The organism is Desulfovibrio sp. SGI.230 (assembly GCF_050313065.1).
GTDB lineage: Bacteria > Desulfobacterota > Desulfovibrionia > Desulfovibrionales > Desulfovibrionaceae > Desulfovibrio.
Map to the genome: position 1 here is coordinate 85311 of NZ_JBNPKS010000004.1, position 25131 is coordinate 110441.

Genomic DNA, 25131 nt, shown 5'->3' on the forward strand with positions numbered 1-25131 from the left:
GCAGCCCCCTAGGACGCACGAAACACGAAAGGCGTACCGGATACCGGTACGCCTTTTTTGTCTGCCGGACGACATGCACCGCGTCATGCGTGACAGCCCGTATCAGGCGGCCGCCCTGCTGCCGGATACGGAGAGCCTGCCGCCAGGCGGTATCGGCGGTCGGCTGAGCAAGGGCCATATCGACTACGCCCCCTTTGCGGCCACGCTGGACTGTCTGCCCCAGGCCATGCAGGCACGCAACATCTGTACCGTGAGCTACCGTGTCGCTCTGCACCGGCAGGAAAAGACCTGGCAGTATGCGTCGCTGCGCCTGCTGGCCTATCGCGAGAGCCTTTTCGCGCAAGGCCATATGGTCACGGATGACGGTCCGGTGGAGCGTCTGTTCGACGATACGACCCTGCTGGCGCTGCATCGCATCACGGCCAGTCGCGTCACCGGACGCAGCTCTGCCGCCCTGCCGGACATCCCCGCACCGTCCGGCGAGGGGCTGGCATCATGGAAATGGAAGAAGAACCTTTCGAAGTCAGCCTGCGCTTTGCCCCGGAGGCCGCCACCTATGCGGCCGAACGCCGCTGGAGCCGGGACCAGCGTTGCGAAATGCATGACGACGGTTCCGTCACGCTGCCTATCAGGGCGCATAACGAAGCGGAGTGTCTTTCCCGGGTGCTGGGCTTTGCTGACAGGGCCCAGGTGCTGGCCCCGGACTGGCTGCGCAGGGAGATCAAAAAAACGGTCTCTGCCATGGCCTGCCTGTACCACACGCCGCACAAACCGGCAGACACGGCCGAAAGCGGCGGCTCGCCTGCCGCGGCCTGCTCCCTGCGGCTGCGGGAGTAACTCCCTACGGCTACGTCCCGCTTGTGTTGGGCAAGCCTGCTCCCTGCGGCTGCGGGAGTAACCCACGATGCCGGACCTGTGTGCATCCCTACCGGATGTTCCTCTATCAGGTACTTCGTCTTGGCCCACCCCGTTCGCATCCACGCAGGTTCCAGTCAGTCCGTACTCTACTTTGCCCCAGCGCCTGAAGGGCTCCTGGGATATCCATGCTCCGCCCTGCCGTGATTCTCCTTTCCTATCACGGGTAATGGGAAAAAAGTATTTTGCGGCATCAGAAGGTTATGGCATAGAGTCCATTGGAAATGAAAATGAATTTTTATTCCATAACAAAGGACGGACTGCATGACCATTCATTCCACTTTCGGCAAGCTGGCCTTCTCTCTTGCCCTGGCAGGGACATTCCTTTTTCCCGGCCTTGACGCCCGGGCCGCGAATGACACGACCGATACGCTGAATTTTGTCAACTACCGGGATGTCCGTGATCTCAACCCCCACCTGTATGCCGGTGAGATGTATGCCCAGGAAATGATCTTCGAGACCCTGGTGGACATCACGGCCGACGGTTACAAGCCCTGCCTGGCCGAAAGCTGGGATATTTCTGCCGACGGCAAAGTCTACACCTTCCATATCCGCAAGGGCGTCACGTTTACTGACGGGACCCCGTGCGATGCTTTTGCCATCAAGGCCAACTTCGATGCCATCCTGGAAAACCGTGCCCGCCATACCTGGCTGGAGATGATGCACCTGCTGGAAAAGGTGGACGCGCCTGATGCCCATACCTTCCGCATCTTCATGAAGGCTCCGTACTGGCCCATGCTTACGGAACTGGGCGTGACCCGTCCCTTTGCCATCATCTCGCCCAAGGCCATGAAAAACGGATCCACCAAGAACGGCGTGACGGCCTATGTGGGAACCGGGCCCTACAAGCTGACCAAGGTCGTCACGGACGAATACGCCGTGTTCGAGGCCAACGAGAACTACTGGGGCGAACAGCCCAAGATCAAGCGTGTCGTGGTCAAGGTCATCCCCGACAACCAGACCCGCATCCTGGCTCTGGAAAAAGGCGAGATCGACCTGATCTGGGGCAAGAACATGCTGGATGCCGATGCCCTGAACAAATACAAGGACAGCAAAGGGTTCGGCGTTGCCCTTTCCGCCCCCACCTCCACCCGGCACATCGTCCTCAACGGCCAGAATCCCGTACTTGCCGACATCCATGTCCGCAAGGCCCTGCAGCATGCCACCAACCGTGTCGCCATCGCCAAGGGGGTGTTCCACAATACCGAACTTCCCGCGGATACGCTGTATGCCCGCAGTGTCCCCTATTGCGACATCGATCTGAAACCCTACGAATATGACATGGCCAAGGCCGCCAGGATCCTGGACGAGGCCGGCTGGAAGCCGGGCTCCGACGGCATTCGCCAGAAGGACGGCAAGCGCATGGAGCTTGGGCTGCTCTACAACAGCAACAGCGTGACGGAAAAGACCATCGCCGAATACCTGCAGCATGAATACGGCAAGCTCGGCATCAAGGTGAGCCTGCGCGGCGAGGAAGAACAGTCCTATCGCGACAACATGAAGAACGGCCTGTTCGACATGATCTTCAACATCTGCTGGGGCATGCCTTACGACCCGCAGTCTTCCATGGCCGCCATGCGCCAGCGCGTCTACGGCGACTATGCCGCCCAGCTTTCCCTGCCCGACAAGGCCCAGATCGATGCGGCCATCACGGAGATCATGTCCTCCACCGATCCGGTCCGCAGGCAGGAGCTTTTCACTTTTGCCCTGACCCATCTGCATGAGGATGCCATCTACATCCCCCTGACCTACGAGACCAACAAGGCGCTCTTTACCAAGCGCCTCAAGGGGGTGGGCTTCAACCAGACCCAGTACGAAGTGCCGTTCACCAGAATGTACTTTGAAGGGAAATAGCGGGACGGAAGTCCCCGCAGGGAAGGGCTATCCCGCCACAGGCCGGCCCTTCCCCGCCTTTCCCGCCCGGATCGCCTCATGAAAAACTACATCATCATGCGCCTGCTGGCCACCGTGCCCCTGCTGCTGGGCATATCCTTCCTGTGCTTCGTTTTTATCAACCTTATCCCTTCCGACCCTGCCGAGGTGGCCCTGCGCATCCGCCAGACACCCATCATCACGGAAGAACTCATCGCCCAAACCCGTGCCGAACTGGGTCTGGATCAGCCCTTTCTGGTACGCTATGCCCACTGGCTCTGGGATTGCCTGCACTTCGACCTGGGCGTGAGTTACACCAACCCTGCGCGGACAGTGCTGGGCGAGATAGGCCGCTGTCTGCCGGCCACTCTGGAACTGGCCGGGCTCTCGCTGGTCTACGTCATCGTGCTCAGCCTGCCCATCGGCTTCCTGAGCGCCGTCTACAAGGACACATGGTTCGACCGCATCATGCGCGGCGTGGTCTTTGCCACCACGGCCATGCCCGTTTACTGGGTAGGCCTGCTGCTCATCTGGATCGTCAGCATCAAGCTGGACCTGCTGCCCACCAGCGGCTACGGGGGCTTTTCCAGCCTTATCCTGCCGGCCTTCACCGTGGCGCTGAGCTACATCTCCACCTATATCCGCCTGATCCGCAACAACATGCTGGAAAACATGCGCGAGGATTATGTGCTCTATGCCCAGGCCCGCGGCCTGAAGCAGCGCAGCATCCTCGTACGCCATATCCTGAAGAACTCCCTGCAATCCTGCGTGACCGCCATCGGCATGAGCATCCCCCAGCTCATCGCCGGCACCATCGTGGTGGAGAACGTGTTCGCCTGGCCGGGTGTGGGGCGCCTGTGCATCGCCTCCATCTTCAATCGCGACTATCCGGTCATCCAGGCCTATGTGCTGCTGGTAGGCGTGCTTTTCGTCTTCTTCAATCTGTTCTTCGACATCCTGCAGTATGTGGCCGACCCGCGCCTGCGCGAAAGGAAAGCGTAAATGTTGCAACAACTTTTCAAGAATCCCATGGCCCTGCTGTGCATGGGGATCGTCCTGGTCACGGCCCTGCTGGGCATCTTTGCCCCGTGGGTGGCGCCCAACGATCCCTATGCCAACGACATCCTCAACAAATTCGACAGCCCCTCCTGGCAATATCCCCTGGGCACGGACCATCTGGGGCGCTGCGTGTTCTCGCGCATGCTCTTCGGCATACGGCCCACGCTCTTCCTTTCTCTGCTGACCATGCTGGGCACCATCGGGCTGGGCGTGATCATGGGCATCACCGCAGGCTACTTCCGCGGCACGGTGGATGAAGTCATCATGCGTGTGGTGGACGTCATGCTCTCCTTCCCCAGCCAGATCATCATCCTGGCCGTGGTCGCCCTGCTGGGGGTGGACATCCGCAATGTGGTCATTGCCAGCATCTTTATCAAATGGGCCTGGTACGCCCGCATGATCAGGACTGCGACCATCAAGTATACGGGCATGAACTTCGTGCTTTTCTCCCGCAGCATCGGTTCCGGAAACTTCTACATCCTCACCCGGCACATGCTTCCCTGCATCGCCGCTGAACTGGCCGTACTGGCCTCGCTGGATACGGGATGGGCCATCCTCAACATCTCTACCCTCTCCTTCCTCGGACTGGGCGTCCAGGCCCCTGTGCCCGAATGGGGCGCCATGCTCAATGAAGCCAAGAACGTCATGGTCTCCAACCCCGAGCAGATGATCGTCCCCGGCATCGCCGTGGTGGTGCTGGTAGGGGCCTTCAACATGCTGGGCGACTGCCTGCGCGACGCCCTCGATCCCAAGGCGGTGCGCCAATGAACGATATCCTCACCGTCAGGGACCTGTCCGTCCACTTCCGACAGGGAAAGCGTCTGGTGCAGCTGGTGGACCGGGTCTCCTTTTCCGTGGCCAGGGGAGAATGCCTGGGCATCCTGGGAGAATCGGGCAGCGGCAAGAGCATGACCTGCAAGGCCCTGCTGGGCCTGCTGGACGACAACTTCCAGGTCACCGGCAGTTCCCGCTTTGAAGGCAAGCCCCTGCTGAGCCAGACACCGGAGCAGCTGCGCCGCCTGCGGGGCGGCAAGATCAGCATGGTCCTGCAAAATCCCATGTCCTGCTTCGATCCCCTGTACCGCATCGGGGAGCAGATGGCCGAGACCCTGCAGGAGCACACCGCCCTGAAAGGCAGGCCCCTGCAAAAAAGGATGGAGGACATCCTTCGCCTGATGCGCATCCACGACCCGGCGGACGTGCTGCGCAAGTACCCGCACCAGCTCTCGGGCGGCATGTTGCAGCGCGTCATGATCGGACTGGCCATCTGCATGCAGCCTTCGCTGATCATCGCCGACGAGCCAACGACAGCCATCGACTCCATCAGCCAGTATGCCATCATGCAGGAATTCCTGCGCATCAAGCAGCGCGGGGAAGTCTCCATGATCTTCATCTCGCATGACCTCGGCGTGCTGTCGCTCATCGCTGACAGGCTCATCGTCATGCATGACGGCAAGGCGGTGGAAAGCGGTACGGCACAGGAGATCTTCGACAACGCCACGGACACCTACACTCGACACCTCATCAAACAGCACAGGGCCGTCATGCACCGCTTCCTGGATGCGCTGCATGCTCCTGTCCCCGGAAGGATACCCGCATGAACACACTGCTCCACGCAGACGACATCCACGTCTCATTCAAAAAGGAAAACCAGAAAAGCCTGTTCGGCCGGGAACGGCAGCAGGTCTTGCGCGGCATCTCTCTGAGCCTCCGCGAGGGGGAATGCCTGGGCATCATCGGTGAGTCCGGCAGCGGCAAGAGCACGCTGGGGCGTGTGCTTTCCGGCCTGCTCAAACCGGAGCGGGGCACAGTGCGCATCAACGGGCTGGATCTGTATGCCAGACGCTCCGCCCGCGAGGCTGCCGCCCTGCACCACAGCCTTTCCGTCGTCTTTCAGGACTATACATCTTCGGCCAATCCCCGTTTCAGGGTGGAACATATCATCGGGGAGTCCTTGCGGGCCCTGGAACGCAGTACGGGCCAGCGTGTGGACCGTCGTGCCCGGATCTGTGAGCTGCTGGAGCAGGTGGGCCTGCCGGCCGCATTCATCTCCCGCTATCCGCATGAACTGAGCGGCGGTCAGTTGCAGCGTGTATGCATCGCCCGTGCCCTGGCCATCCGGCCGCGCATCATCCTTCTGGACGAGGCCATCAGCTCGCTGGACGCTTCCACCCAGGTGCAGATCATGGACCTGCTCATCGAGCTGCGCCGGGATCTGGGGCTTTCCTACCTGTTCATCACCCACGACCTGACCAGCATCACCTACCTGTGTGACCGGGTCGTTTTCATCGACGCGGGCACCATCGTGGAACAGGTGGACGATATCCGGTGCATCGCCATGATCCGTAACGATTATGCCCGCAACCTGCTGGGATCCGTCATGGGCATCGGCGTGGAGCACGGCAGCGGGGCTGCCCGCACCGGGCAGGATCGTTACGCGGCCATTGCCTGAGAAGGATAGATTCATGCCCCCGGTTCCTCCCCAGGCGGCCGCCCTGTCCGCCCCCTCCCGCAGGGAATATGCAGCCATGCTGCTGCCCTTCATCCTCTCCACGGTGACGCAGCCGCTCATCGGCGCCGTGGATACGGCTGTCATGGGACGCCTTTCCGACCCTTCCTATATCGCGGGAGTGGCCGTAGGTGCCGTCATCTTCAATACCCTGTACTGGCTGCTGGGTTTCCTGCGCGTGGGCTCCACGGGGTTCAGCGCGCAGGCCCTGGCCACAGGGGATGCGGAGGCCGCCTGGAAGGCATTCCTTTTGCCGGGCCTCATGGCCCTGCTGCTGGGCACGCTCATCCTGTTGTGCCGGGATGCCGTCTTTTCCGGTGCCATGTTCCTGTTGCGCCTTGATCCGGCTGCCAGAGAAGTCGCCGGGATCTATTACGACATCCTGATCTGGACGGCTCCCCTCACGCTGCTGAACTACGCCATACTGGGCTGGCTCATGGGGCAGGCCCGCATCAGGGCCTCCCTGCTCATGCAGATAGGCGGCAATGCGGTCAACATGCTGCTCGACTTGCTTTTCGTAAGCCTGTTCGGCTGGGGGGTACCGGGAGTGGCCGCAGCATCCGTACTGGCCTGCCTGTTTGCCACCATCACCGGGCTGGTCGCCATGCGGGACTCCCTGCCTCCCCTCCCTGCCCCGCTCCCCACTCTCGTCCGCGTGGGGGAAATGCTGCGCATAGCACGGGTCAACGGCAATCTGTTCCTGCGTACGGTCTGCCTGCTGACCCAGACCAACATCTTCATGATCACCACGGCATCTTTCGGGACCCTGACCATCTCGGCCAATGCCGTCATCCTCCAGATCATGCTGATCTTCTCCTATGTTTTCGAGGGGATCGCCAATACATCGAGCGTATTTGCCGGAAAGGCCGCCGGACAGGGCTGTGCCGCCATTCTGGAAAGGACACGGCGCCTTACCCTGCACTGGTCCCTCGCGGCCCTGCTGGGCATGACCCTGATCTACGCCCTGGGGCACACGCCTTTGCTGCGCCTGTTCACCGATCTGCCGGAAGTCCTGGCCGCTGCGGAACGGTATGCGGACTGGGGGATATGCTTCCCGGCATGCGCGGCCCTGGGCCTGACCTACTATGGCCTGTTCACGGGCAGCAGCCTGACCCGCCCGGTCTTCCTCTCCACCCTGCAGGCCCTCGTGGCTTTTGGTCTGGCCTGGCTGGCTTTTGTCCCTTTCTGGGGCAACCACGGCCTGTGGGGCGCATACCTGATCTTTTATGCCGGCAGGTCGTTCTTCCTGCTGCGCTACTGGCCCCGGCTGCGTGACGCGCCTTTCTTCAGGCATGGCGGCGCGGTCCTTTGCTGAACCTTATCCTGACAGAGACGTACATGAACTTTCATCAAGCTTCGCGGGCGGAAGCCGCCCCGGGACAAAAAACGATCGCCCTGCTCCGTGACCGTGACCTCTCCCTGCCCGTGACCACCATACACGGCAACAGACCCGGGCCGCGCGTGCTGCTTACCGCCGGCATACACGGATGCGAATATTGCAGCATACAGGCAGCCATAGAGCTGGCGGCAGAACTGGACCAGGACGTCGTGGCCGGACGGCTGACCATCGTCCACCTGGCCAACGCTTCGGGATTCAGCGAACGGCTGTCCGAGATCGTGGCGGAAGACGGCAAGAACCTGAACCGGGTCTTTCCGGGCAGGGATGACGGCAGCCAGGCCGAACGTCTGGCCCATCTCATCACCAGCCTGCAGGATGATGCCGATTTTTATGTGGACATGCACGGCGGTGATCTGCACGAAAGCATGCACCCCCTCGTCTTCATCCCCGGCGTGGCCGAACAACGGATCACGGACAGGGCAAGAGAGGCCGCCAAGGTCCTGGATGTGGACGTGCGCGTCCTTTCTTCGGCCACGACAGGAGCCTACAACTCCGCCGCCTTGCGCGGCGTACCGTCCCTGCTCATCGAACGGGGCGGCAACGGCGTCTGGTCCCGGGCCGAAGTGGATGCCTACAAGCGGGACATCCGGGCGCTGCTGGCCCATCTGCAGCTCTTGCCGCCCGTCACGGGGCTGCCCTGCCGGGAGCAGCGCGAGATCCGGGATGCCGTCTATCTGACGTCGAAGGACCAGGGCTGCTGGTACCCGGAAGTCACGCCCGGAGCGCCTGTCAGCCGGGGCACGGTACTGGGGACCGTGCGCGACATCTTTGGCCGTGCCATCGACTGCTACCGGGCCGAAAAGGACGGCATCATCCTGTACATGACGGTCTCTCTTGCCGTGAAGGCCGGTACGCCCCTGGTGGCCTACGGCTAGACACAAGGGCTGCCGGCCAGCGTGCAGATCCGCCTCTCCGGGGAGCGTCCGCCCCGGAAACACAGGCAGTCTGCAACATGCCGGCACTCTCCTCGTCCGGGGCGCGAAAAAGCCCCCTTGACGGGCCTCGTCCCGCAAGTCGCCCTTTTCACATAAAAAATACGCCTTCCGGCAAGCATCATCATGGAACTGCGCCAACTTGAACACTTTGTCACTACAGCCGATTTCGGCAGCACCCGGCGTGCTGCCGAGACCCTGTATACCTCGCAATCCAGCGTGAGCAAAAATATCAGCATGCTGGAAGAAGAGCTGGGGGTCACGCTGTTCGTCCGCTCCAACCGCGGTGTCTCCCTGACAGAGGCAGGCAGGGAATTTTATGACCAGGCCCACGCCATCCTGCAGAACGTCCGCCTTATGAAGCAGATGGGACGGCAAAAAAAATACAAGAAAATAAACATCTCCTGCTATCCGTCCACCATGATCTCGCGGCTGTTCTGCTTTTTGTACAACACCATCAACCACGATGAATACAAGATGTCATTTCTGGAAGGGACGGTGGAGGACATCGTGGACAATGTCCATACCGGCGTTTCCGATATCGGCATCGTCTACTTTTCCAAAGACCAGCATAAATGCTTCTCGCATGTCCTTGCCCACAAGGACATCGAATTCATCGAGATCTCGCAGCATGAGCCCTGCATCTACGTAGGGCCCAAGAATCCCCTGTATGACCGGGAAAGCATCAGCTTCTCCGACCTTGATGACAACAGCTTCATCCAGCCGGTCAATGACTTTTTTTCCATAGAGCATCACCTGGACAGGATCAGTGTGGGGATGTCCAAAGCGGCAAACTTCAAAAGCCTCTTTTCCACCAACAGCGACAATCAGATCATCGAGATGCTGCTGCATACGGATATCTGCAGTTTCGGCATACGTCTGATGAATGATTCCTTCAGGAAGTATGCCATCCGGGATATTCCCATAGATGGATGCGGAAAATGCCTTTCTTTTGGCTACATAAAAAAGAGGAATACGACTCTTTCCACGGAATATGAGACCTTTCTTGAGCTTGTAAGAAAATATCTTTGCGATCCCCAAAACAAAAAAACAACAGCATAAAACTACTGTCAAAGGAGTAACGGATATGAAGAAACACCTGGCCATCCTTTTTCTTGCGGCCGGCATGCTTCTGGGGGGAGCTCAGCAGGGCCAGGCCGTGGACTTCAAAGCCAAGGGCGTATGGATCAATATGCTCGAGTACGGCGGCGGGGGAAATTTCGTTAAAAATGACCGCAACGGCCATAACGTGACCGGATGGGGACGCTGGGGAGAGGACGAGTTCGAGGCCAAGACACGTGTCCGCCTGCAACTGGAGGCCATCGCCTCGGAAAGCCTTTCGGGGACCGTCTATTTTGAGATCGGCGCCGCCACCTGGGGCAGCGCATCCAAAGGAGGTGCCCTGGGTGCTGACAAGAATATCGTCAAGATAAAGCACAGTTATCTGGACTGGGTCGTCCCCGGTACGGCCGTCAAGGCCCGCATGGGCATCCAGCGTATCTTCCTGCCGGATTACGCCTCCGAGGCTTCGCAGGTCTTCGATGCCGACGTGGCGGGGATCAACGTGTCCGCCCCTCTTGGCGAGCATGCCGCCGTGACGGCATTCTGGGCACGGCCATTCAATGACAACTGGAGCGGGGGGGCGGACGGAACGACCCACTACCTGGACAATGTGGACGTATTCGGCCTTTTGCTGCCCCTGACCTTCGAAGGCGTACGCCTGACCCCCTGGGCCATGCTGGGCATGGTGGGCAGCAATGCCTTCCGCTCCGGCAATGACTACTACGGCAGCGGCTACGGTTCGGGCATAGGCCCTTCGTGGTATGCCCTGCCCGCCCACAAGGCTGACGGCACCTCGGCCAATGCCTACGGAACGGCATTCTGGGCAGGCCTGACCGGCGAGATCACGGCTGCCGATCCCTTCCGGCTGGCCTGGAGCGTCAATTACGGCACCTTCGATTCCGGTGAAGAAGCCCTGAACCGCAGCGGCTGGTATGCTTCACTGCTGGCCGAATACAAACTGGACTGGGGCACGCCCGGCATCTATGCCTGGTACAGCAGCGGTGATGACGACGATCCGACGAACGGTTCCGAGCGGCTGCCGTCCTTTGATTACAATAACGAATGCACCAGCGGTTTTTCCGGCTTCGGGACGCTCGGGACCTGGACCATCGGCCGCGATGCCGTACTGGGCTATACCCTGGCCGGTACATGGGGCTTTGGTGCGCGCATCCGGGACCTGAGCTTCATCGACAAACTCAGCCACACCATCCGTGTCAACTTCTATAACGGGACCAATGCCCCCAGGATGGCCCGCTACATCAAGGGAGAACTGGACGTTCCCGGCCATGCGGGCCGCAGCCTGTACGGCACGGCCTCGGACTTCAATAACGTCAACACCAATGGCGGCATCTACCTGACGCAGCGGGACTATGCCGCGGAATTCGGCATCATGAGCTCCTACCAGATCTATGACAACCTGCGTCTGCTTGTGGAAGCCAACTATATAGCCCTCTGGCTGGATCAGTCGTCCGATGTCTGGGGAGGTTTCAGCAAAAACGGCAGCTGGCACCGTGCCAACAGCATCGAGGACGCCTGGAACGTCAACATGAGCTTCATCTACAAATTCTAGGTTTCGTAAAGTGCGGGCCGGACATGTTTGACGCCGTCATCAGGCCGGCCTGCCGCACAAAACCTCTTCCTGCCGCAGGTGACCTGCCTTTCGGGGCTGTTGCCTGCGGCTTTCCATCTTGCGGGTCCCCGCCCACATCCGGGCATAGCCTGCGGCACTGCTGCGCAGGGCGATATACAGTAGCCCCCGCAGGGGCGTGGGCAGAAGATGCAGCAGCACATCGCGGCAGCCTTCCCGCAGGCGCAGGGAAAGCTGCTGTTCCAGTACCTGGCAAAGTATCCTGTCATTGTCGGTCATATGCTTACCTCCGCATATGCCGATAGTCTGGAGCCCCTCACCTGTCAGGATGATGTCGGACAACCGACATTCTCCCGACAGCCAAGCAAGGGGACGCCATGGCCAGTCCCGCCGGGCAGGCCTCAGGCCGACATGGGGCAGAAGCGTTCCGCCCCCAGGACATGCGCCGCCCCGGCACAGGAGGTACCGAAGAACAGCACCGGCTTGCCGATACCCAGAAAATTGACGAACGAACCGTTGCAAAGCGTGCTGCCCGTGCACAGCACCAGCTCGGCCCAGTCCCGCACCACATCCTGATAGGCTGCCATGCCGTCTTCCACCAGCACGCCGGACCGGACCGTCCCCACGATCTCGGGATTGAGATCCAGCACCCGCACGCTGAATTCTTTGGACAGCCGTGCCAGCAGCGCAGGCTGGAACCCCACCAGGGCGATGCGCGGCGTACCGAAGCGTTCCCGGACAAGAGCGGCATACCGTTCCGCGCACAGCTCCGGCCCGTCATCGCGACAGTGGACCGTATTGCCGATTTCGCCCACCGCCCGCAAAACGGCATTGAGCGTGGCCACCAGCATCCCGGCTGCCTGGGGATCATGTGTCGTGTCCAGTTCAAGCACATCGGCCAGCGAGCCCTCGAAATCCACCGGCGCACTGGTGAAGGCCTGCCCAAGAGCCTCGCCGAACCGGGCCTGGAGCATGACTTCCCTGCCGTTGAGGATGGGATAGTCCGTGCGCGCGGTCCTCCCTATGGCTTCTTCCGGGGTAAGGCCGCGGCTTTTCAGGCTGATGCTGCGCTCGTCCAGATGATGCCGTGCGATGGCATCACGCAATGCCTCCTTGAGGCGGGCATACAGGATTTCTTCCGTCATCATGGTCCATACCTCCGAATGGTAACGGGCGTCTTCCAGCCTGAAAGACGCCCCCAAAAAACACCAGTATAGCGGCAATAGCCGGCGTTTTCGCTGCCCTGTCATCCGCCACGTTGCCAGGCGCATGCCATGTCCCGGCCCGGACACCTGCAGCCAGACGGCGGAAGCCCTCCGGCCCCATCTTTACCGGTCCGACCGGAGAAAACGCTTGCCCCGGTCATGCTTGCCGCGGCAGACAGTCTGCCCGCAGCCTCAGGAAGAGCTCAGGCTCTCCTCTGCCCCGCCAACGAAAAAGGCTGCCCCATGCGGGACAGCCCTCAGATACATCTCGACTTCAGGCGCGCGGGACACGCCCGGATTGCAGATTGCGTTCCTGCAGGCGCTTGCGGGCCCGCAGGCTGACCCGGACGAGCCACGACACCAGGACCACGACCGCGATGCCCACATCGGCCAGCAGTACGCGCGAAGCGTTGAAGTGTTGCTCAAAGCCCCACAGGGTGGCCCTGTCCCATGCCGGATGGTAGATGAACCAGCCCAGGCCCATGGCCAGGCCCAGAGCCACAAAGGCGAGGACCAGCCAGTGTGCCGGGATGGCTTCTTCCCAGAAGAAGGAAGAACGGTAGAAGCGGCGCCGGGACAGCCAGACCGTTATAAGCACCACCAGAGCGGCACCGGCGGCCAGGAAGGAGAGGCCCTTGAGCAAAGCCCCTGCGATGCCCAGCAGCAACAGGATCACCGCCATCCAGAAGGCACGGTTCTGGCGCCGCTCCAGCCCATAGGCCACGAAGAGCAGCAAGGCCCCGGAAAGCGCACAGACCAGATGCCCGCCCATGAGCAGGGTACGGGGAAGGAAGTCGTCAAGCTGCGCCACCACGGCGGGCAGCGTCGGCAGCATGGCGGAGACCAGCAGGATGCAGCCGCCCACGAAGGTGGTGTAGGCCGCGATGGAATGGGAAAGTACCGAAAGCCAGCGCCCCGCTTCCCGCAGGGTATTGCGGCTTTGCCGGGCTTCGTACACGGCCAGCAGGGCCGCGGCGGCCAGCAGCGGCAGGATGAAATAGATCAGGCGGAACAGCAGCACGGCTGCAAAAACGGCCTGCTCGCGCGGGGTATGCGTCAGGTGCAGGATGACCAGCTCGAAGACCCCCACGCCACCGGGCACGTGGGTCAGCACCACGGCCACCTGCGCCATGAGGTAGCTGGGCAGGAAGTCGATAAAGCCGATGCCCAGATCATCGGGCAGCAGCACATACATGCAGGCGGCGGCAGCGATCAGGTCCACCCCGGCCACGACCATCTGGGCCACGGCGATGCGGGGGATGGGGAAGACGAATTCCTTGCCGAAGATATGGACCGGTTTGCGGATGGTGAAGCACAGCACCAGATAGGAAAGGGCAATGGCCAGCAGGATGCCCCCCAGGAAGCGTACGTCATGGATGGGCATCTTGGCCAGCAGCTCGTCAGGGATCACGGGCGGCGCCAGCAGGAAGACCACGCCGCACAGTCCCAGGGCACCGACCCAGAAGGTGACGGCCAGCATGAGCACAAGACGGACGATCTCGACCAGGGAAAAGCCCCAGGCAGAATAGAACCGGTAGCGGACGCTCGTACCGCCCAGCAGTGCCCCGAAGTTGTAGCTGACGGCCTGCCCTACCAGGGAGACGAGCCCCACACGCGGCAGGGGCAAGGATTTGTGGATGGCCTTCAGGGCGAGCCAGTCATAGCCCACCAGGATGATGTAGTTGACGATCATCAGGCCGATGGAGAAACAGATACTGCCCGTGGAGACCTGCTGGATGCTTTCTCTGATCTGGGCGATGCTGTAAGCTTTGAGCTTGTGATACAGGAGATATATGGCCAGCACGAAAAGTGCCGTTATGAGTACAGGCCCCAGGTAACGCAAGTATTTTTTCATGGCGTTCCGGCAAGGTAAGAAGTTGTTCAAATTATCTTCACCATATACGCAGCTGCCTCCCGGTGCAAGCCTCAACATGCCCGGCGGCATCCCGGCAGACGGGTGATCCGTATGGTCTGCGGGGCTTGACCAATATTGGGGCAACGGCTATAGTCCAAATAACGAATGCAGTTTTCACGCGCTCCGCTGCCCGCGCAGCGGACGCTTTTTTTTCATCTGACGAACAGAGGTGTATCATGGCCGTGACCAATATCCCCATTTCCAAGCAGGGCTACAAGCGTCTGGAAGAAGAGCTGGCCCGCCTGAAGAGCGAACGCCCCGCCATCATCCAGGCCATCAAGGAGGCCCGTGAAGAAGGCGACCTGCGCGAAAACGCCGGTTATGATGCCGCCCGCGAACGCCAGGGCATGGCGGAAGCGCGCATCAAGTATATCGAGTCCCGCATGGCTCTTTACCAGGTGGTCGACCTGGACAAGCTGAGCGGCGACAAGGTCATCTTCGGCTCCACGGTGGAAGTGGAAGACGTGGATACCGAAGAAAGCCGCACCTACACCATCCTCGGTCCCGACGAAGCCGAGCCCGCCAAGGGTTCCATCTCCTTCCTCTCGCCCGTGGGCCAGGCCCTGCTGGGCAAGGAAGTGGGCGACGAAGTGAGCGTGGACATCCCGCGCGGCCGCGTCACCTACGAGATCGTGGACATCACCTTCCGCGGCTCCAGCATCTTCGACTAACCGTTGGCACCGGAACACCATCAAGCCCTGCTGCATCCCTGCACAGGGCTTTTTTTCGGCTTCTGCCCCGCGGTCGTCCCTCTTCCCACAGGGAACTTGGCAGCTCCGGCCCCGCGTGCTATCCTCGCCCAGACCCATTCTGCCGCTTAAAGGTTCCCCGCATGCCCAACATGTTGCCGCGCCTCCTGTACATCCTTGCCGCACTGGCCTGGTTCCTGCTGCTCCGCCCCAACCCCGTCACCATCGTCATGGCCGGATGCTTCGCCTGCCTGACGCTGCCCGTCTACCGGCGTATGCGCTGCACGATCCGGCACTGGCGCAAGCGTCTGCGCCTGCGCCATCCGGGCAGGCTGGGGCACATCGTGATCTCCTGCTCCCATCGCCTGCCGCTGTACGGCTATATCGTCATGATCTTCTCGGCTGTGGTCATCCCCATCAGCACCCTGGTGCTGCTGGTGTCGCCCCAGGTGGCCGGCGGTCTGGCCAGGCTGCGGGAACTCCAGGCAAACAACTTCCAGCTGCCGCCCGAATGGGTCATGCGCTTCCAGGAGCTGCGCCACAGCCTGGCGGACTATCCCAAAGTGGACAAGATGATCTCGGAGTTCCTCAGCAACCTCGATGCCATGCTGGCCGATACCATGGGCCTGCTCATCAACCGCAGCGTGGACGTGCTGGGCGGCACCATGACCGTCCTCTGGACCCTGTTCCTCTTCGTGACGCTCACGGTCATCTTTGCCGCCTACGCAAGCCGCATCAACCTGATCACGGCCCGCATCTTCCACATACCGGCCACCATGCTGCGCCGTTTCGTCCTGGCCATCCGCCGGGCCCTGCAGGGCGTCATGCTGGGCATCGTCCTGGTGGCCATCGCCCAGGGGGTCCTGTGCGGTATCGGCTTTGCCGTGGCGGGCATCAAGCAGCCTGCCTTCTGGGGGCTGCTGGCCACGGTCGTGGCGCCCATCCCCTTTGTGGGCACGGCGCTCGTCTGGGGCCCGCTCTGTCTTTCCCTCTGGTTCTCCGGCGCCACCATGCCCGCCGTGGGCCTGGCCCTCTGGGGCACGCTGGCCGTGACCAGCGTGGACAACATCCTGCGCCCCCTGTTCCTGCAACAGGGCATCAATGCTCCTTTCTTCGTACTGATCATCGCCATCCTCTGCGGTCTTGGCAGTTTTGGTCCCATGGGGCTCATCATCGGCCCCGTGCTGCTGGCCATCGCCATGCAGGCTGTGGAAGAAGCCCATCAAACCTACCACCATATGGCCTGAAGCTCATGTTCCACTCCCCCTCCATCCCGGGGCGCTGGCTGTGCGTCCTGCTGCTTGTCCTTGCCATGCTCTCGCTGCCTGCCGGTGCCGATGCGGCCCGCAGGGCCCGCGCTGCCGTCATGATCAACCTGAGCAACGGCAAGGTGCTGTACGAGCACAACCCCAATCTGTCCATCCCGCCCGCCTCTCTGACCAAGGTCATGACCATGTATGTGGTCATGGACCGCATCAAGATGGGCCGCCTAAAACGCAACACCAGCATCCGTGTCCATCCTACGGCCCGGGTGGGCGGTTCCAGCATGCGTTTGCGTCCCCGCCAGAGAGTCACCGTGGACCAGCTCCTTACCGGTATGGCCGTAGCTTCGGGCAATGACGCCGCCATGGCCATATCCCAGCATATCAGCGGCAACAGCCGCAACTTCACCCACCTCATGAACCACAAGGCACGCCAGCTCGGCATGACCCGGACGGTCTTCAAGAACCCCACGGGCCTGCCCGCAGCGGGCCAGCGCACCACGGCCCGCGACATGGCCACCCTGGCCCGCGCCTATCTGCGCAGCCATCCCCAGGCCATGCGCTACCACAGCCTGCGCTCCTTCCGCTTCAACGGGCGCACCCTGGGGGCCACCAACACCATGCTGGGCATCCCCGGTGTCGATGGCCTGAAAACGGGCTGGACCGTGGCCTCCGGTTACAACATCATCGTCACGGCCCGCCGTGGCAAGACCCGCCTGCTGGTGGTGGTCATGGGCGGCAGGAGCCGCGCTGCCCGCGACATGGTCGCCCACAGCCTCATCGAGGCGGGATTCAAGGCACCCGCCTCTCCCCAGCAGGTACGCAAGCGCATGCGAGGTGTCCTTTAGCGCAGCACGTCTTGACCTCGGCACCTTCACGTCGTATGTTTTTCAAATCAATGGCCTGAAAGGCTCAACATTCAAGGGAGGCCCCCATGTTCGGCATCGGCATGCAGGAACTGTTACTTATTTTGATCGTAGTGCTGCTCATCTTCGGCGCCAACAAACTGCCGGAGATCGGTGGCGGGCTGGGACGGGCCATCCGAAATTTCCGCCGGGCCTCGTCCGAGCCTGACGAGATCGACATCACCCCCGGCAAGGACAAAAAGCCCACCTCGGGCGACGATGCTCCCAAAGCGTAGAGGATCCTGCCATGAAAGCTGAACAACTTTCCGTTTTTCTGGAAAACCGCGCCGGCCGTCTGGCCGAAGTGACCCATACGCTGGCTGAGGCCGGCGTCAACATCCGCGCTCTTTCCCTGGCTGATACCTCCGATTTCGGTATCCTGCGCCTCATCGTTGATGACCAGGAAAAAGCCAAATCCGTTCTCAAGGAACACAGCTTCACCCTGGGCCGCACCAGTGTGGTCGCCGTGCAGGTGCCCGATACCCCCGGCGGTCTGGACAGCGTGCTGCAGTTCGTCTCGCAGCATGGCATCAATGTGGAATACATGTATGCCTTCATCACCCGTGAAGCTGACTGTGCCATCATGATCTTCCGTTTCGACAAGACCGACCAGGCCGTGGATCTGCTCAAGAGCAACGGCTTCACTGTCCTGCCGCCGGATCAGCTGTTCGGCAACAAAGACTAGTCTATCTTGCAGCTAGCTGTTTTTTCAGGCCCCGCCCATGCGGGGCCTTTCTTTTTTCGGCCCGCAAGCAGCCCGACGTCTGCCCTGGTGCATCCGGTACCCCCGCCTTCACACCGGATTGCCTGTGCCGGCACAAGGCTGGCTGCACGCTTGCTGCCGCATCCTCTGCTTTTCATCCTGCTCCTGCCGTATTTTTCCCGGCCATTTCCCAGTACCCGGGAAAACAGCTGGGAAGAAAAGTTTTTTGTTTTTATAACATATTGATTTTATTTATTTTATGCTAAAAAATAACTTTTCTGCAAAAAAAATTCCTTTTTGCCCCTTTTCAAGCGCAAAGAGTGTCTTATCTACTATCCCGTTGCGGGACCGCAGCAATGGTTTACGGCGGTCATGACGCGATAATTTCAGCTCCGCCCCGCGGACGCTGTGCATGCCACCCAAGCGTGGCCATAAAAATTTTTGGAGGATCTGACACCATGAAACTGCAGCCCCTGAACGATCGTGTGCTGGTCAAGCGCCTGGAAACCGAAGAAAAGACCGCCGGCGGTCTGTATATCCCCGACACCGCCAAGGAAAAGCCCTGCAAGGGTCAGGTGATCGCTACCGGTCCCGGCAAGGTCCTGGAAAACGGCACCCGCGTTGAACTGGCCGTCAAGAAGGGTGATCAGGTGCTCTTCAACAAGTACGCCGGCACCGAAGTCAAGCTGGACGGCATCGACCATCTGGTGATGCGCGAAGAAGACATCCTCGCCATCCTGACCGACTAACGCATACGCCCGGTCATACACACTCTCCGCTTTTCGATTATTCCCAGGAGGAAAATATAATGTCCGCTAAAGAAGTTCTCTTCGACGTGAAAGCCCGCGAAAAACTGGCGCGTGGTGTTGATAAGCTGGCCAATGCCGTGAAGGTGACCCTCGGCCCCAAGGGTCGTAACGTTGCCATCGAAAAGTCCTTCGGCGCTCCCGTCATCACCAAGGACGGCGTGACCGTCGCCAAGGAAATCGAACTGGACGACAAGTTCGAGAACATGGGCGCCCAGCTGGTGAAGGAAGTCGCCTCCAAGACCTCCGACGCCGCCGGTGACGGTACCACCACCGCCACCATCCTGGCTCAGGCCATCTACCACGAAGGCGTGAAGCTGGTGGCTGCCGGCCGCAATCCCATGGCCATCAAGCGCGGCATCGACAAGGGCGTGGAAGCCCTGATCGGCGAACTGGCCAACCTGGCCAAGCCCACCCGCGACCAGAAGGAAATCGCTCAGATCGGTACCATCTCTGCCAACTCCGACGCCACCATCGGCAACATCATCGCCGAAGCCATGGCCAAGGTGGGCAAGGAAGGCGTGATCACCGTTGAAGAAGCCAAGGGCCTGGAAACCACCATGGACGTGGTGGAAGGCATGCGCTTCGACCGCGGCTATCTCTCCCCCTACTTCGTGACCAACGCGGAGAAGATGGAATGCGAGATGGACAACCCCTACATCCTGTGCACTGAGAAGAAGATCTCCAGCATGAAGGACATGCTGCCCGTGCTCGAACAGGTCGCCAAGGTCAATCGTCCTCTGGTGATCCTGGCCGAAGACGTGGAAGGCGAAGCCCTGGCTACCCTGGTGGTCAACAAGCTGCGTGGCGCCCTGCAGGTCGTGGCCATCAAGGCCCCCGGCTTCGGTGACCGCCGCAAGGCCATGCTGCAGGATATCGCCATCCTGACCGGCGGCCAGGTGGCTTCTGACGACACCGGCACCAAGCTGGAAAACATGACCCTCAACGACCTGGGTACCGCCAAGCGCGTGGTGGTCAAGAAGGAAGACACCACCATCGTTGACGGCGCCGGCAAGGCCGACGAGATCAAGGCCCGCGTGAAGCAGATCCGCGCCCAGGTGGAAGAATCCACCTCCGATTACGACCGCGAAAAGCTGCAGGAGCGCCTGGCCAAGCTGGTGGGCGGCGTGGCCGTGGTCCATGTGGGTGCCGCTACCGAAGTGGAAATGAAGGAAAAGAAGGACCGCGTGGAAGACGCCCTGAACGCTACCCGCGCTGCCGTGGAAGAAGGCATCGTGCCTGGCGGCGGTACCGCTCTGATCCGCGTGTCCAAGGTGCTCGACAGCATCAAGCCCGCTGACGACGACGAACTGGCCGGCGTGAACATCATCCGCAACGCCATCGAAGCTCCTCTGCGCCAGATCGCCCACAACGCCGGCTTTGAAGGCTCCATCGTTGTGGAAAAGGTCCGCCAGGGCAAGGACGGCTTCGGCTTCAACGCCGCTACCGGCGAATACGAAGACCTCATCAAGGCCGGCGTCATCGACCCCAAGAAGGTGACCCGTACCGCCCTGCTGAACGCCGCTTCCGTGGCCTCCCTGCTGCTGACCACCGAATGCGCCATCTCCGAAAAGCCCGAACCCAAGAAGGACGCTCCTGCCATGCCTGACGGCATGGGTGGCATGGGCGGCATGGGCGGCATGTACTAAGCCGCCGCGAAGCCCCCGCTTCCGACTGAATGAAAAAGGCCCCGCTTCCGGCGGGGCCTTTTTTTGTATCCGAAGCTTCCCGGCAATACGATCACGACCGGGCACACTTGCCTCGGCAGCAGCGAAACGGAGGTGGAGCCAACTTACCTGGGCAGACTTCCTTTGGACTCCGTAAAGCCCATCCCTTCCGCACTGTTCAAAATAATAAGGCGCCCCCCAGAGCGGGGAGGCCGGTGCCCGCCATGAGCAAGATCAATGAAGGAAGGATAGCAGGACAAAGCGATAGTCGCCTCTCCACGCCTCGCCTTGGACGTGAAAACATTGCTCAGCCTTCCTCTTCAAGCAAAGGGGGAGGCTCCGGACAGGGACAGCGCGATAGCATGCGGCATCTTTGCCCCTAACGCCCTGCTGAAGAAAAGATACAAAAAAAGCGGTCAGCCTGTTACAGCTAACCGCTTGTTTTTGTTGTGGTGCGCCCGAAGAGATTCGAACTCCTGGCCTACAGGTTCGTAGCCTGTTGCTCTATCCAGCTGAGCTACGAGCGCGTCGTGAGGGTGTTCTTATAGAAAAGCGGGCAGCCTGTCAATGCTCTTGAGGAAAGAAAATGATTTTTTTTGAAGCGTACTCTGGAGCGCGGTCACCGGGCCTTATCCTGTGGGATCGCCCTGCCCTTGAAGGATTGCTGAAAAAGCATTCCATCCAGTATGCAGATATCGACAGGATGCTGGCAGAGCCCCGCCTGGCCTTCTAGTCAGGCGTCTTTCCATTTACCATTTCTCCCGCCATGCCCTGCAAAACAATATCGCCCCGCCTGAAAACATCAGACGGGGCGATTCTCTTGACAGGAAGCCAGCTTATTGGACAGCGGGCGTACCGCGCAGGCAGCGCAGCAGGGCATCGTAGCTGCCGATGCCGTTCAACCCAGTGGACATGGCCACACACTGGCGGAAAGCCGCCGTAGCTGCGGCCTCAGCGGCAGTACACTGCTGCATGACGTCAGCATTGCCCTGCGAGAGCTGGGTACAGTAGTTGGCCGTGTCGTAGCCCAGCAGGTTCGCCACAGGCGAGGCCGGAGCAGCCGCAGGAGCCGGGGTAGCAGCCACGGCGGACTGCCCTCCTTCGGCAGGCGCAGCAGCGGTAGCGGCGGTGGCATCAGAGCCGGACAGAGCGCTGTTGAGCAGATAGCCGCCGGCAAGGCCGGCACCCACGCCCAGCAGGGCGCTGCCCATGCCGCTGCCCTGCGACTGCGGTGCGGCCATGGTCTGGCCGGGGGCCATCGTCTGACCATAGGGCATGCCCTGGGCCGTAGTGGGCTGGGTGGCCGTAGCGGCAGGAGCCGTAGTCGTCTTGGGAGCGGTCGCCGTAGCCGCCGCTGCCGGGGCAGCGTTCGTCTGTTGCGTGGCCGTCGGGGCAGGCTGGGTCACCGGTTTGCTGACCGTACGCGGGCGCACACGGTTACGCTTGACCGCCGCATCCGAACAGTCCACAGAGATCATGGCGCCCGCCACCAGAAGGCCCAGCAGCACGGTAAAGACCTTTTTTATCATCAACAATCTCCTTTAAAAAGGGAATAGCCACTGGAGGACAGTGCTTCGATTACTCCTTTTATAATGTAGCCTATTCCCTTTCCGCAGGCAAGACAGCTGGATAACAGGGAACATACAGGGAGGACAGTCCTTTCTTTGCCGGATCCGCCGATCCTGTCATGCGGCAGCCTGCTCCCTGCCCAACCGCCCGTGAACTTTACCTTCCTGACAGGATATGGAGACCCGTCGTCTCTCCCTCTTTCACGCGCACACGACCGTACAGGCGGGCCCACAGATATGCCGCTGCCGTCATGGACCAGGCAACAGCCAGCATGAGGGCAGCACCCGCCAGGCAGGGGACTACAGCATACCAGAAGCCCAGCTGCCGGATCTGCTCTCCGCCTGTGACGGCGATAAGGGCCGTGGCCCCTCCCGGCGGATGCACTGTCCCGCTCAGCAGCATGACGGCGATGGCTGTGGGCACGCAAAGGCATACAGCCCAGAAGGGCGGCAGCCATTGTGCGCAGGCCACACCGACCAGAGCAGAAAAAAAGTGCCCTCCCAGCAGATTGCGTGGACGGGACAACGGACTGTCCGGGGCTGCGAACAGCAGTACCGCCGAGGCACCAAAAGAACCTATCAACATGGGCACGCCGTAATCGCCTACGGCCAGTCTGTCCAAAGCCGCCACCAGTAACAGGCCGCAGCAGCTCCCCAGCCAGGCACGCCCTACCTTGAGAGCACTTGCGCCCCTTCCTGCCAACCATGCTTGTCCGGGCATCCTGATCTCCTTGTCTGTGTTTGAAGGTCATCCTCTTGTTCCACAGGGAGATACCCGCATCACGCCCGGGATTCCGTGTGCGGGCGCACGAAAACCATCTTTTCCCGGCAAGAAGCAGGATGGATTCCTCACCATGCAGGCGGACCAGCTTCGCTTTTGCACAGATCCTGTCCAGGGCATATCTTTCCGCCCCTGTTGCCTTGGTCCGCAGGGAACTATCCGGCACAAAACAACGCTTCGTAACATAGCGTCTGTCCATCCGTGCCTGCGGCTCCGCTTTGTCCACATTTTGGTATAAATTTAAAAAAATATAATTATATCGATATGATATATTTCAATTTTCAGTGATTGGGTGTTCAATCAATATATAGCGTATTAACTTTCTACATCCTGGTAGAAAAATAAAAATATCTTCATATCTAGTTGATTTATAAAGATTATCAACATCAAATCCCGTTTGTGCCGCAAAGCGCATGTTTGTGTATCCGACATATTTCTACCATTTGGTAGAAATATGCCTTTTCCAAGGATTCTTTTTCTCCTGCATTCTGGTGCGCTTTCGTTAAATATAAATTTTTTATAAGTGATTTTAGTATATTACATAAATAAACCTTCCTCATATCTGCTTCTGGCACAAGGATTGCTTTGTCCTGTGACGTCTGCCGCTGCTCGCTGTCTGAGAAAACGGCAATCATGTTTTCCGCAGTGCACAGGCCCGATACCTGTCGCACCGCCAGACCACAGGAAGGTTTTCCATGAATCCTGCAGACACCGCGTTCATCATCCTTTGCGCCACGTTCGTCATGCTCATGACTCCGGCCCTGGCCTTGTTCTACGGCGGGCTCGTCCGGTCAAAAAACATCCTCTCCACGTGCATGCACAGCTATGCCGCGCTGGGGATGGTCTCCATCCTCTGGGCCCTGTTCGGTTACTCCCTTGCTTTCAGCGGCGATATCTCCGGCCTTATCGGCAACCTTGACCATGTGTTCCTCATAGGTGTGGGAGGCGAAGCCAACGGCCCCGCAGCCAACCTGCCGCACAATGTCTTCATGGCGTTCCAGTGCATGTTCGCGGCTCTTACCGTGGCGCTCATTTCCGGTGCCTATGCCGAACGCATCCGCTTCTCGGCCATGCTGGTCTTTTCCGCACTCTGGACGGTCTTCGTCTATTGCCCCATGGCGCACTGGGTCTGGGGCGGCGGCTGGATGGCCAAGCTGGGCGCTGTGGACTTTGCCGGTGGTGCCGTGGTGCACATGGCTTCCGCCGCGGCGGCCCTGGCCTGCGCCCATGCGGTGGGCCCCCGTACTGACCTCGGCAAGACGCCCATGATCCCCAACAACCTGCCCATGACGCTCTTTGGCGGCGGCCTGCTCTGGTTCGGCTGGTTCGGCTTCAACGCCGGCAGCGCCCTGGCTGCCAACGCCCTTGCGGGCCACGCCCTGGTCACCACGCACCTGGCCACGGCCGCCGGCATCTTCGGCTGGATGCTCCTTGAATACCTGCGCTTCGGCAAGGCCACGACCCTGGGCGCCATCTCCGGTGCGCTGGCGGGCCTCGTCTCCATCACGCCCGCAGCCGGTTTCGTGGGAGCCATGCCCGCCCTGGTCATCGGCTTTGCCGGCGGCATGATCTGTTACGGCGGCATCCTGCTCAAGAACCGTCTGGGCTATGACGACGCCCTCGACGTGGTGGGCATCCACGGTGTGGGCGGTACCTGGGGCGCCTTTGCCACCGGCCTGTTCGCCTCCGCCGGCATCAACGGCGTCAACGGTCTGTTCTACGGCAACCCGTGGCAGCTCGTGGTCCAGGTCATCTCCATCGTCGCCACCTGGAGCTTCGTTTACCTGGTCAGCCGCATCCTGCTGAAGCTGACGGATTCCCTGGTGGGCCTGCGTGTGGATCCCGCCTCCGAGATCCGGGGCCTGGACCTCAGCCTGCACAACGAACGCGGCTACACCCTGTAACTGTCGAGACCTCTCCACCTGCTGTCAGGAATATCTGGAGCCCATCATGAAAAAGCTCGAAATCATCATCCGTCCGTCCAAGTTCGAAGAAGTGAAGCAGCAGCTGACCGCCATCGGCATCCACGGCATGAACTACAGCGAAGTGCGCGGCTTCGGCCGCCAGCACGGGCATACGGAAGTCTATCGCGGCACCACCTACGCCGTGGACTGCCTGCCCAAGATCAAGATCGAGATCGTGGTCCATGACGAAGCGCTGGAAAAGGTGCTGCAGGCGATCGACGTGGCCCGCACCGGCGAGATCGGCGACGGCAAGATCTTCATCTACGACGTGCTGGATGCCATCCGTATCCGTACCGGTGAGCGCGGCCCCGCCGCCCTGTAAGGATCCGC

The 25131-nt window shown here is 60.7% G+C and carries 25 protein-coding genes and 1 tRNA gene; 19 read left to right on the forward strand and 7 right to left on the reverse strand.

Annotated elements, in window-relative coordinates:
- The first annotated feature begins 495 nt into the window (after window positions 1–495).
- From ACQRAG_RS05570 to ACQRAG_RS05615, 10 genes are all read left to right on the forward strand, one after another.
- The gene (locus ACQRAG_RS05570) at window positions 496–837 is read left to right on the forward strand and encodes a WYL domain-containing protein (RefSeq protein ID WP_427803902.1); all 342 of its coding nucleotides are present in this window, start codon (window positions 496–498) and stop codon (window positions 835–837) included.
- 342 nt (window positions 838–1179) lie between these two features.
- Entirely contained in the window at window positions 1180–2769 is a 1590-nt protein-coding gene (gene nikA / locus ACQRAG_RS05575) for a nickel ABC transporter substrate-binding protein (protein ID WP_304025356.1), read from the forward strand.
- A 78-nt stretch (window positions 2770–2847) separates the two neighbouring features.
- Window positions 2848–3789 carry a nickel/cobalt ABC transporter permease gene (gene opp1B, locus ACQRAG_RS05580; protein ID WP_006004724.1) on the forward strand — a complete coding sequence of 314 codons (942 nt, stop codon included), beginning with the start codon at window positions 2848–2850 and terminating at the stop codon, window positions 3787–3789.
- Window positions 3790–4614, forward strand: a complete 825-nt coding sequence (gene opp1C / locus ACQRAG_RS05585; protein ID WP_006004722.1) for a nickel/cobalt ABC transporter permease — start codon at window positions 3790–3792, stop codon at window positions 4612–4614.
- Window positions 4611–5447 (forward strand): ABC transporter ATP-binding protein, encoded by an 837-nt coding sequence (locus ACQRAG_RS05590; protein WP_289615804.1) that lies wholly within the window; start codon window positions 4611–4613, stop codon window positions 5445–5447. Before opp1C ends, ACQRAG_RS05590 begins: the two co-directional genes overlap by 4 nt.
- Complete coding sequence (locus ACQRAG_RS05595) at window positions 5444–6298, forward strand: ABC transporter ATP-binding protein (protein ID WP_204625480.1); 855 nt, start codon at window positions 5444–5446, stop codon at window positions 6296–6298. Before ACQRAG_RS05590 ends, ACQRAG_RS05595 begins: the two co-directional genes overlap by 4 nt.
- A 13-nt stretch (window positions 6299–6311) precedes the next feature.
- Complete coding sequence (locus tag ACQRAG_RS05600) at window positions 6312–7670, forward strand: MATE family efflux transporter (protein ID WP_427803901.1); 1359 nt, start codon at window positions 6312–6314, stop codon at window positions 7668–7670.
- A gap of 23 nt (window positions 7671–7693) precedes the next feature.
- Entirely contained in the window at window positions 7694–8629 is a 936-nt protein-coding gene (locus ACQRAG_RS05605; RefSeq protein ID WP_337463996.1) for a M14 family metallopeptidase, read from the forward strand.
- A 183-nt stretch (window positions 8630–8812) separates the two neighbouring features.
- The gene (locus tag ACQRAG_RS05610) at window positions 8813–9748 is read left to right on the forward strand and encodes a LysR family transcriptional regulator (protein ID WP_337392019.1); all 936 of its coding nucleotides are present in this window, start codon (window positions 8813–8815) and stop codon (window positions 9746–9748) included.
- A 25-nt stretch (window positions 9749–9773) separates the two neighbouring features.
- A complete protein-coding gene (locus tag ACQRAG_RS05615) occupies window positions 9774–11318 on the forward strand; it encodes an outer membrane homotrimeric porin (RefSeq protein WP_168934980.1) in 1545 nt (514 codons plus the stop codon).
- 39 nt (window positions 11319–11357) lie between these two features.
- On the opposite strand, the gene ACQRAG_RS05620 is transcribed toward ACQRAG_RS05615, so the two are convergent.
- The 3 genes from ACQRAG_RS05620 to ACQRAG_RS05630 form a co-directional block, all read right to left on the reverse strand.
- Window positions 11358–11615 (reverse strand): hypothetical protein, encoded by a 258-nt coding sequence (locus ACQRAG_RS05620; RefSeq protein ID WP_427803900.1) that lies wholly within the window; start codon window positions 11613–11615, stop codon window positions 11358–11360.
- A gap of 122 nt (window positions 11616–11737) precedes the next feature.
- Complete coding sequence (locus tag ACQRAG_RS05625; RefSeq protein WP_240937644.1) at window positions 11738–12484, reverse strand: Rossmann-like domain-containing protein; 747 nt, start codon at window positions 12482–12484, stop codon at window positions 11738–11740.
- A gap of 331 nt (window positions 12485–12815) precedes the next feature.
- Window positions 12816–14396: a lysylphosphatidylglycerol synthetase family protein gene (locus ACQRAG_RS05630; RefSeq protein WP_427803899.1), complete on the reverse strand. Its 1581-nt coding sequence runs from the start codon at window positions 14394–14396 to the stop codon at window positions 12816–12818.
- A 242-nt stretch (window positions 14397–14638) separates the two neighbouring features.
- On the opposite strand from ACQRAG_RS05630, the gene greA reads away from it, so the two are divergent.
- From greA to groL, 7 genes are all read left to right on the forward strand, one after another.
- Window positions 14639–15127, forward strand: coding sequence for a transcription elongation factor GreA (gene greA / locus ACQRAG_RS05635; RefSeq protein ID WP_168935013.1), 489 nt, complete (start codon window positions 14639–14641; stop codon window positions 15125–15127).
- A gap of 161 nt (window positions 15128–15288) precedes the next feature.
- Window positions 15289–16392 carry an AI-2E family transporter gene (locus ACQRAG_RS05640; RefSeq protein WP_204626521.1) on the forward strand — a complete coding sequence of 368 codons (1104 nt, stop codon included), beginning with the start codon at window positions 15289–15291 and terminating at the stop codon, window positions 16390–16392.
- A gap of 5 nt (window positions 16393–16397) precedes the next feature.
- Window positions 16398–17255, forward strand: a complete 858-nt coding sequence (locus ACQRAG_RS05645) for a D-alanyl-D-alanine carboxypeptidase family protein (protein WP_168934984.1) — start codon at window positions 16398–16400, stop codon at window positions 17253–17255.
- An 86-nt stretch (window positions 17256–17341) separates the two neighbouring features.
- Window positions 17342–17548 carry a twin-arginine translocase TatA/TatE family subunit gene (locus ACQRAG_RS05650; RefSeq protein ID WP_006004692.1) on the forward strand — a complete coding sequence of 69 codons (207 nt, stop codon included), beginning with the start codon at window positions 17342–17344 and terminating at the stop codon, window positions 17546–17548.
- An 11-nt stretch (window positions 17549–17559) separates the two neighbouring features.
- Window positions 17560–17997, forward strand: coding sequence for an ACT domain-containing protein (locus ACQRAG_RS05655; protein ID WP_168934985.1), 438 nt, complete (start codon window positions 17560–17562; stop codon window positions 17995–17997).
- A gap of 476 nt (window positions 17998–18473) precedes the next feature.
- Window positions 18474–18764, forward strand: coding sequence for a co-chaperone GroES (gene groES / locus ACQRAG_RS05660; RefSeq protein ID WP_006004684.1), 291 nt, complete (start codon window positions 18474–18476; stop codon window positions 18762–18764).
- A gap of 59 nt (window positions 18765–18823) precedes the next feature.
- Window positions 18824–20470 (forward strand): chaperonin GroEL, encoded by a 1647-nt coding sequence (gene groL / locus ACQRAG_RS05665; RefSeq protein ID WP_006004682.1) that lies wholly within the window; start codon window positions 18824–18826, stop codon window positions 20468–20470.
- Window positions 20471–20938: 468 nt separating this feature from the next.
- Here the strand turns inward: groL and ACQRAG_RS05670 are convergent.
- The 4 genes from ACQRAG_RS05670 to ACQRAG_RS05685 form a co-directional block, all read right to left on the reverse strand.
- Window positions 20939–21015 (reverse strand) — tRNA-Arg (locus ACQRAG_RS05670).
- A gap of 309 nt (window positions 21016–21324) precedes the next feature.
- A complete protein-coding gene (locus tag ACQRAG_RS05675) occupies window positions 21325–22017 on the reverse strand; it encodes a hypothetical protein (protein WP_427803898.1) in 693 nt (230 codons plus the stop codon).
- A gap of 196 nt (window positions 22018–22213) precedes the next feature.
- Entirely contained in the window at window positions 22214–22777 is a 564-nt protein-coding gene (locus ACQRAG_RS05680) for an HPP family protein (protein ID WP_204674244.1), read from the reverse strand.
- A gap of 446 nt (window positions 22778–23223) precedes the next feature.
- The gene (locus tag ACQRAG_RS05685) at window positions 23224–23472 is read right to left on the reverse strand and encodes a hypothetical protein (RefSeq protein ID WP_304049518.1); all 249 of its coding nucleotides are present in this window, start codon (window positions 23470–23472) and stop codon (window positions 23224–23226) included.
- A gap of 60 nt (window positions 23473–23532) precedes the next feature.
- Between ACQRAG_RS05685 and ACQRAG_RS05690 the strand changes: the two genes are divergently transcribed.
- Both ACQRAG_RS05690 and ACQRAG_RS05695 read left to right on the forward strand, forming a co-directional pair.
- The gene (locus tag ACQRAG_RS05690) at window positions 23533–24741 is read left to right on the forward strand and encodes an ammonium transporter (protein ID WP_204625280.1); all 1209 of its coding nucleotides are present in this window, start codon (window positions 23533–23535) and stop codon (window positions 24739–24741) included.
- Window positions 24742–24787: 46 nt separating this feature from the next.
- Window positions 24788–25123, forward strand: a complete 336-nt coding sequence (locus ACQRAG_RS05695; RefSeq protein WP_204625279.1) for a P-II family nitrogen regulator — start codon at window positions 24788–24790, stop codon at window positions 25121–25123.
- Window positions 25124–25131 lie beyond the last annotated feature (8 nt).

What these genes read in the sequence shown, in the direction of transcription:
- ACQRAG_RS05655 (WP_168934985.1), top strand. Translation starts at nt 17,560, where the DNA reads ATGAAAGCTGAACAACTTTCCGTTTTTCTGGAAAACCGCGCCGGCCGT.
- ACQRAG_RS05690 (WP_204625280.1), top strand. Translation starts at nt 23,533, where the DNA reads ATGAATCCTGCAGACACCGCGTTCATCATCCTTTGCGCCACGTTCGTC.
- ACQRAG_RS05620 (WP_427803900.1), bottom strand. Translation starts at nt 11,615, where the DNA reads ATGACCGACAATGACAGGATACTTTGCCAGGTACTGGAACAGCAGCTT.
- nikA (WP_304025356.1), top strand. Translation starts at nt 1,180, where the DNA reads ATGACCATTCATTCCACTTTCGGCAAGCTGGCCTTCTCTCTTGCCCTG.
- ACQRAG_RS05650 (WP_006004692.1), top strand. Translation starts at nt 17,342, where the DNA reads ATGTTCGGCATCGGCATGCAGGAACTGTTACTTATTTTGATCGTAGTG.
- groL (WP_006004682.1), top strand. Translation starts at nt 18,824, where the DNA reads ATGTCCGCTAAAGAAGTTCTCTTCGACGTGAAAGCCCGCGAAAAACTG.
- ACQRAG_RS05695 (WP_204625279.1), top strand. Translation starts at nt 24,788, where the DNA reads ATGAAAAAGCTCGAAATCATCATCCGTCCGTCCAAGTTCGAAGAAGTG.
- ACQRAG_RS05675 (WP_427803898.1), bottom strand. Translation starts at nt 22,017, where the DNA reads ATGATAAAAAAGGTCTTTACCGTGCTGCTGGGCCTTCTGGTGGCGGGC.
- opp1B (WP_006004724.1), top strand. Translation starts at nt 2,848, where the DNA reads ATGAAAAACTACATCATCATGCGCCTGCTGGCCACCGTGCCCCTGCTG.
- opp1C (WP_006004722.1), top strand. Translation starts at nt 3,790, where the DNA reads ATGTTGCAACAACTTTTCAAGAATCCCATGGCCCTGCTGTGCATGGGG.
- ACQRAG_RS05605 (WP_337463996.1), top strand. Translation starts at nt 7,694, where the DNA reads ATGAACTTTCATCAAGCTTCGCGGGCGGAAGCCGCCCCGGGACAAAAA.
- ACQRAG_RS05645 (WP_168934984.1), top strand. Translation starts at nt 16,398, where the DNA reads ATGTTCCACTCCCCCTCCATCCCGGGGCGCTGGCTGTGCGTCCTGCTG.
- ACQRAG_RS05600 (WP_427803901.1), top strand. Translation starts at nt 6,312, where the DNA reads ATGCCCCCGGTTCCTCCCCAGGCGGCCGCCCTGTCCGCCCCCTCCCGC.
- groES (WP_006004684.1), top strand. Translation starts at nt 18,474, where the DNA reads ATGAAACTGCAGCCCCTGAACGATCGTGTGCTGGTCAAGCGCCTGGAA.
- ACQRAG_RS05615 (WP_168934980.1), top strand. Translation starts at nt 9,774, where the DNA reads ATGAAGAAACACCTGGCCATCCTTTTTCTTGCGGCCGGCATGCTTCTG.
- ACQRAG_RS05625 (WP_240937644.1), bottom strand. Translation starts at nt 12,484, where the DNA reads ATGATGACGGAAGAAATCCTGTATGCCCGCCTCAAGGAGGCATTGCGT.
- ACQRAG_RS05630 (WP_427803899.1), bottom strand. Translation starts at nt 14,396, where the DNA reads ATGAAAAAATACTTGCGTTACCTGGGGCCTGTACTCATAACGGCACTT.
- ACQRAG_RS05680 (WP_204674244.1), bottom strand. Translation starts at nt 22,777, where the DNA reads ATGCCCGGACAAGCATGGTTGGCAGGAAGGGGCGCAAGTGCTCTCAAG.
- ACQRAG_RS05590 (WP_289615804.1), top strand. Translation starts at nt 4,611, where the DNA reads ATGAACGATATCCTCACCGTCAGGGACCTGTCCGTCCACTTCCGACAG.
- ACQRAG_RS05610 (WP_337392019.1), top strand. Translation starts at nt 8,813, where the DNA reads ATGGAACTGCGCCAACTTGAACACTTTGTCACTACAGCCGATTTCGGC.
- ACQRAG_RS05570 (WP_427803902.1), top strand. Translation starts at nt 496, where the DNA reads ATGGAAATGGAAGAAGAACCTTTCGAAGTCAGCCTGCGCTTTGCCCCG.
- ACQRAG_RS05595 (WP_204625480.1), top strand. Translation starts at nt 5,444, where the DNA reads ATGAACACACTGCTCCACGCAGACGACATCCACGTCTCATTCAAAAAG.
- ACQRAG_RS05685 (WP_304049518.1), bottom strand. Translation starts at nt 23,472, where the DNA reads ATGATTGCCGTTTTCTCAGACAGCGAGCAGCGGCAGACGTCACAGGAC.
- ACQRAG_RS05640 (WP_204626521.1), top strand. Translation starts at nt 15,289, where the DNA reads ATGCCCAACATGTTGCCGCGCCTCCTGTACATCCTTGCCGCACTGGCC.